Raw genomic sequence first — 5,690 nt, 5'->3', positions numbered from 1 at the left:
TCCCCCACCTCCTCTGCACGATGGCAGGATACCTGACGCCCATCCACTTCGCGAAGTACCGGCACTTCCTTGCGGCAACGTTCGACCGCATACGGGCAACGCTGATGGAACGTGCAGCCCGACGGCGGGTTCAGCGGCGAAGGCAGTTCCCCCTCGAGCTTGATCTTCACGCGGCGGTCTTCCTCGAAGATCGCGGGCGTGGCCGAGAGCAGCGAGCGCGTGTACGGATGGCGCGGCCGTCCGATCACGGTCTTCTTGTCGCCCAGCTCCGCCACGCCGCCCAGGTACATCACCATCACGTCATCGGCAACATGCTCGACCACAGCCAGGTTGTGCGAGATGAACACATAACTCGTGCGGAATTGCTCCTGCAGGTCCATGAACAGATTCAGGATCTGCGCCTGGATCGACACGTCGAGTGCTGAGACCGGTTCGTCGGCCACCACGATCTGCGGATCGAGAATCATCGCGCGCGCGATCGCCACACGCTGACGCTGCCCGCCCGAGAACATATGCGGATAGCGCTTCGCATGCTCGGGCCGCAGGCCCACGATGCGCATCATGTGCGCGATACGGTCTGCACGCTCGCTCGCGGTGAGCTGCGTGTTGATCGCAAGCGGCTCGCCCAGGGTCTGCTCGACGGTCTTGCGCGGATTGAGCGACGCGAACGGATTCTGGAACACCATCTGCACACGGCGGCGCAGCGCGGCGATCCTGTCCTTGCCCGCGTTCGCCACGTCTTCGCCGTCGATGGTGAGCGAGCCCGAGGTCGGCGGCTCGATCATCGTGAGCTGGCGCGCGAGCGTGGACTTGCCGCAGCCCGACTCGCCCACTACCGCGAGCGTGCGGCCACGTTCCAGCGAGAACGACACGCCGTTGAGCGCCTTCACCGTGCCCGTGCCGAACATGCCGCGCTTCACCGTGTAGTGCTTCTTCAGATCGTGCGCGACGAGGACCTTGTCGTCATCCTGCTGAGTCGCGGATTGCTGGACTGCGTTCATCGCGCGCCTCCATTCAGGGTTTCAGTCGCCACGTTCAGCGGCTTGATGCAGCGCACCTGCGCGTAGCCATTGCCGCCGGCAAGCGCATCAAGCGAAGGACGCGCCTTGTTGCAGCCCTCCACCACATACTTGCAGCGCGGCGCAAAGAGACAGCCGCTCGGGCGATCGTCGCGCCCCGGCACCATGCCCGAGAGCGCCGCCAGGCGCGCCGCGCCCTGGTTGTGCTCGGGAATCGCAGCCAGCAATGCTTCGGTGTACGGATGATGCGGCTTCGCAAAGATATCGGGCACGCGGTTGGTCTCGATGATCTCGCCCGCGTACATCACGGCCACGCGCTGCGCGACTTCCGACACCACGGCCAGATCGTGCGAGATCAGCACGAGCGCCATGCCGCGCTCCTTCTGCAGGCGCACGAGCAGTTCCATGATCTGCGCCTGGATCGTCACGTCGAGTGCCGTCGTCGGTTCATCGGCGATCAGCAGCTTCGGGTTGCAGGCCACGGCCATCGCGATCATCACGCGCTGGTTCATGCCGCCCGACATCTGGTGCGGGAAGTTGTCGATGCGGTTCTTCGCATCGGGAATGCCCACCTGGTCGAGCAGCTCGAGCGCGCGCGCATGCAGCGCCGAACCGCGCAGCCCTTCGTGCAGCTTGAGCACTTCCTTGATCTGGTAGCCGACCGTGTAGCTCGGGTTCAGGCTCGTGAGCGCGTCCTGGAACACCATCGCGATGTCCTTGCCGACGATGCGGCGGCGCTCGCGGCCGGTGGCGTTGAGCAGATCGCGGCCATCGAAGGTGACCGCGTCGGCCGTGACCTTGCCGGGCGCGTCGATCAGGCCCATCAGCGCCATCATCGTCACGCTCTTGCCCGAGCCCGATTCGCCGACGATGCCGAGCACTTCGCCCGGCGCCACGGAGAGATTCACGCGATCCACGGCCGGCAGGCCGTTGAAGTTCACCGCGAGATTGCGGATGGTTAGGAGTTCTGGCTTCATGTTCAGGCCATCCGTTTCAGCTTGGGATCAAGGGCGTCGCGCAGCCCGTCGCCGAGCAGGTTGATCGCGAGCACCGAGATCAGGATCGAGAGGCCCGGCATCGTGACGATCCACCAGGCGCTGTCGATATAGTCGCGTGCCGAGGCAAGCATCGCGCCCCACTCGGCCGCGGGCGGCTGCACGCCCAGGCCCAGAAAGCCGAGCGCGGCCGCATCGAGAATCGCCGAGCTAAAACCCAGTGTGGCCTGCACGATCAGCGGCGCCGTGCAGTTGGGCAGCACCTGCGAGAACATCAGCCGCAGCGTGCCGGCACCGGCCACGCGCGACGCCGTCACGTACTCCTTATGAAGTTCGCCCAGCGCCGAACCGCGCGCCAGACGCACATAGCCCGGCAGCGCCACGATCGCGATCGCGAGCATGGTGTTGGTCAGGCCCGGGCCGATGATCGCCACCACGGCCACAGCCAGCAGCAGCGAGGGCAACGCGAGCAGCACGTCCATCAGACGCATGATCGGCGTATCGGCCCACTTCTCGAAGAACGCGGCCACGAGCCCGAGCACGATGCCCGGAATCAGCGCGAGCACGACCGACACGCAGCCGATCCACAGCGACAGGCGCGCGCCGTACATCAGGCGCGAGAGGATGTCGCGGCCCGCCTCGTCGGTGCCGAGAATGAACTTCCAGTTGCCGCCGTCGAGCCACGCGGGCGGAATCTTCACATAGTCGCGGTACTGCTCGATGGGGCTGTGCGGTGCGAGCACCGGCGCGAAGATCGCGACGACGATCAGCAGCAGCACGATCACGCCAGCGGCCACCGCGCCCTTGTTGCGCGAGAAGTTCGCCCAGAATTCGCGCAGCACGAGCGCGCGGCCCGAAGGCGGCGTGACCGCCTTGGGGAGAGTGTTTTGGATATCTGCCATGACTGGTTACCTCGTGTGGCGGATGCGCGGATTGAGCACGCCGTACAGCAGATCGACGACCAGGTTCACGAGGATCACGAGGGTCGCGATCATGAGAATGCCGCCCTGCACCACCGGATAGTCGCGGCGGCTGATCGCATCGATCAGCCACTTGCCGATGCCGGGCCACGAGAACAATGTTTCGGTGAGCACCGCCCCCGCAAGCAACGTACCGACCTGCAGGCCGATCACGGTCACCACGGGAATCAGCGCATTGCGCAGCGCATGCACGACGATCACGCGCAGCGGCGAGAGCCCCTTGGCGCGCGCGGTGCGGATGTAGTCCTCGCGCAGCACTTCGAGCATGGACGAACGCGTCATACGCGCGATCACCGCGAGCGGGATCGTGCCGAGCACGATCGCGGGCAGGATCAGGTGTGAGAGCGCGGACTTGAACGAACCTTCATCGGTGCCGGGCAGCAGCGAATCGATCAGCATGAAGCCCGTGACGTGCGGAATATCGAACTCCACCGCGATGCGCCCGGACACCGGCGTCCAGCCCAGTTTCGACGAGAACACCATGATGAGGATGAGGCCCCACCAGAAGATCGGCATGGAATAGCCGGTGAGCGCCGTGCCCATCACGCCGTGATCGACCACGGTGCCGCGCCGCAGTGCAGCGAACACGCCCGCGGGCAGGCCGATCGCCAGCGCGAAGATGAGCGCGCAGATCGACAGTTCGACGGTGGCCGGAAAACGTGCGAGGAATTCGCCCATCACGCTCGTGTTGGTGATGATCGAGGTGCCGAGATTGCCCTGCAGCGCGTGGCCGACGTAGTGCAGATACTGCATCGGCAGGGGCTCGTCGAGCCCGAGGCGGTGCATCGCGTCGGCGTGCATTTGCGGATCGACGCCGCGCTCGCCCATCATCACTTCGATGGGATCGCCCGGAATCAGGTGGATGAGTGCGAACGCGAGGATCGTGATACCGATAAAGGTGGGTATCACCATGCCGATGCGGCGCAATACAAAGCGGAACATGTGGTGTTCCCCCAAAAGCTTGAATGGAAACGCAACCGGCGACAGGGGCTCGTGACCCCGGTCGCCGGACCTTATCCGAACGGTTTGGTAAGTATGTCCTAACCGGACGAACGACTGCCTGTCATCAGATTACTGCATGCTCACGCCGTCGAAACGCGCGTAGCCCAGCGGCTCGATACGCATGTCGATCACCTTCTTGCTGACCGGCTGATAGACGGTCGAGTGCGCGATCGGCGAGAACGGCATCTGCTGCGCGAAGATCTGCTGCGCCTGCATGTAGAGCTTGGTGCGCTGCGCCTGGTCCGAAGTCTGACGCGCCTTCTGGATCAGATCGTCGAACGGCTTGTAGCACCACTTGCCGAAGTTGTTGCCGTTCACGGCCTCGCAGCCGAGCAGCGTGCCGAGCCAGTTGTCCGGATCGCCATTGTCGCCGGTCCAGCCGATCAGCATCGAGTCGTCCTCGCCCGCGTGCGCGCGCTTGATGTACTCGCCCCACTCGTACGTGACGATCTTCGCCTTCACGCCGATCTTGGCCCAGTCGGCCTGGATCATTTCGGCCATCAGACGCGCGTTCGGGTTGTAGGCGCGCTGCACGGGCATCGCCCACAGCGTCATCTCGAAGCCGTTCGGGAAGCCGGCCTTCGTGAGCAGCGCCTTGGCCTTCGCGGTGTCGTACGGCTGCGCCGTGAGGCTCTTGTCGTAGGACCATTGCGTCGGCGGCATCGGGTTGGTGGCGGCCTGGCCTGCGCCCTGGTACACCGACTCGATGATCGCCTTCTTGTTGATCGCCATGTCGAGCGCCTGACGCACTTCGAGCTTGTCCATCGGCTTGCGCGTCACGGTGTACGACAGGTAGCCCAGGTTGAAGCCCGGCTGCGACGGCATCGCGATGTTGGCATCGGCCTTCAGCGGCGCGATGTCGGCCGGACGCGGATAGCTCATCACCTGGCATTCGTCGCGCTTGAGCTTCTGCACGCGCACGCTGGCGTCCGGCGTGATCGAGAAGATCAGCTTCGAGATCTTCACTTCGCCAGCCTTCCAGTAGTCCGGATTGCCGTCGAAGCGGATCGTTGCGTCCTTGGTGTAGCTCTTGAATATAAACGGGCCCGTGCCGACCGGATTCTGGTTGATGTCGGCGGCCTTGCCGGCCTTCATCAACTGATCCGCGTATTCAGCCGAGAGAATCGAGGCGAATTCCATCGCCATGTTCTGGATGAACGGCGCGTTCGGCTCGTTGAGCGTGAACTTGACGGTGTACGGATCGACCTTCTCGACCTTGGCGATCAGCTTGTCGAGGCCCATGTCGGTGAAGTACGGGAACGACACCGGGTACGCCTTGCGGAACGGCTGGTTCGGGTCGAGCATGCGCTGGAACGAGAACACGACGTCGTCGGCGTTGAACTCGCGCGAGGGCTTGAAGAACGAGGTGGTCTGGAACTTCACGCCGTGACGCAGGTGGAACGTGTAGGTCTTGCCGTCGGCGGAAACATCCCACGATTGCGCGAGACCCGGTTCGACCTTGGTGCCGCCGCGCTCGAATTCGACGAGGCGGTTGTAGACGGTGAACGTGTTCGCGGTGAAGTCGGTGCCGGTGGTGTACTGCGCCGGATCGAAGCCTGCGGGGCTGCCTTCCGAACAGTAGACCAGCGTCTTGTTCGGGATGCTGCCCGCAGCGTGCGCGAGCGGGGCTCCTGCAATCGATGCCGCTGCGAGCGCCACGAGAGACGTCATTCGTGCTGCACGCAACAGTTTGT

The 5,690-nt window shown here is 64.4% G+C and carries 5 protein-coding genes; all 5 read right to left on the bottom strand.

Annotation, left to right across the window (positions count from 1 at the left end; translation table 11 throughout):
* The coding region (locus U5782_RS40990) for a peptide ABC transporter ATP-binding protein (protein ID WP_322049579.1) at positions 1-1,001 on the bottom strand (1,001 nt) is incomplete at its 3' end.
* Entirely contained in the window at positions 998-1,996 is a 999-nt protein-coding gene (locus tag U5782_RS40985; protein ID WP_322049578.1) for an ABC transporter ATP-binding protein, read from the bottom strand. The genes U5782_RS40990 and U5782_RS40985, both read right to left, overlap by 4 nt.
* A gap of 2 nt (positions 1,997-1,998) precedes the next feature.
* Positions 1,999-2,916, bottom strand: coding sequence for an ABC transporter permease subunit (locus U5782_RS40980; protein WP_322049577.1), 918 nt, complete (start codon positions 2,914-2,916; stop codon positions 1,999-2,001).
* Between the two features lie 6 nt (positions 2,917-2,922).
* On the bottom strand, positions 2,923-3,936 hold the full coding sequence (locus U5782_RS40975) for an ABC transporter permease subunit (protein ID WP_322049576.1): 1,014 nt from the start codon (positions 3,934-3,936) through the stop codon (positions 2,923-2,925).
* 129 nt (positions 3,937-4,065) lie between these two features.
* A complete protein-coding gene (locus tag U5782_RS40970; RefSeq protein WP_415914501.1) occupies positions 4,066-5,667 on the bottom strand; it encodes an ABC transporter substrate-binding protein in 1,602 nt (533 codons plus the stop codon).
* Positions 5,668-5,690: the final 23 nt, after the last annotated feature.

Source organism: Paraburkholderia sp. J67 (assembly GCF_905220265.1).
Lineage (GTDB): Bacteria > Pseudomonadota > Gammaproteobacteria > Burkholderiales > Burkholderiaceae > Paraburkholderia.
This window is presented reverse-complemented; position numbering and strand designations above follow the sequence as displayed.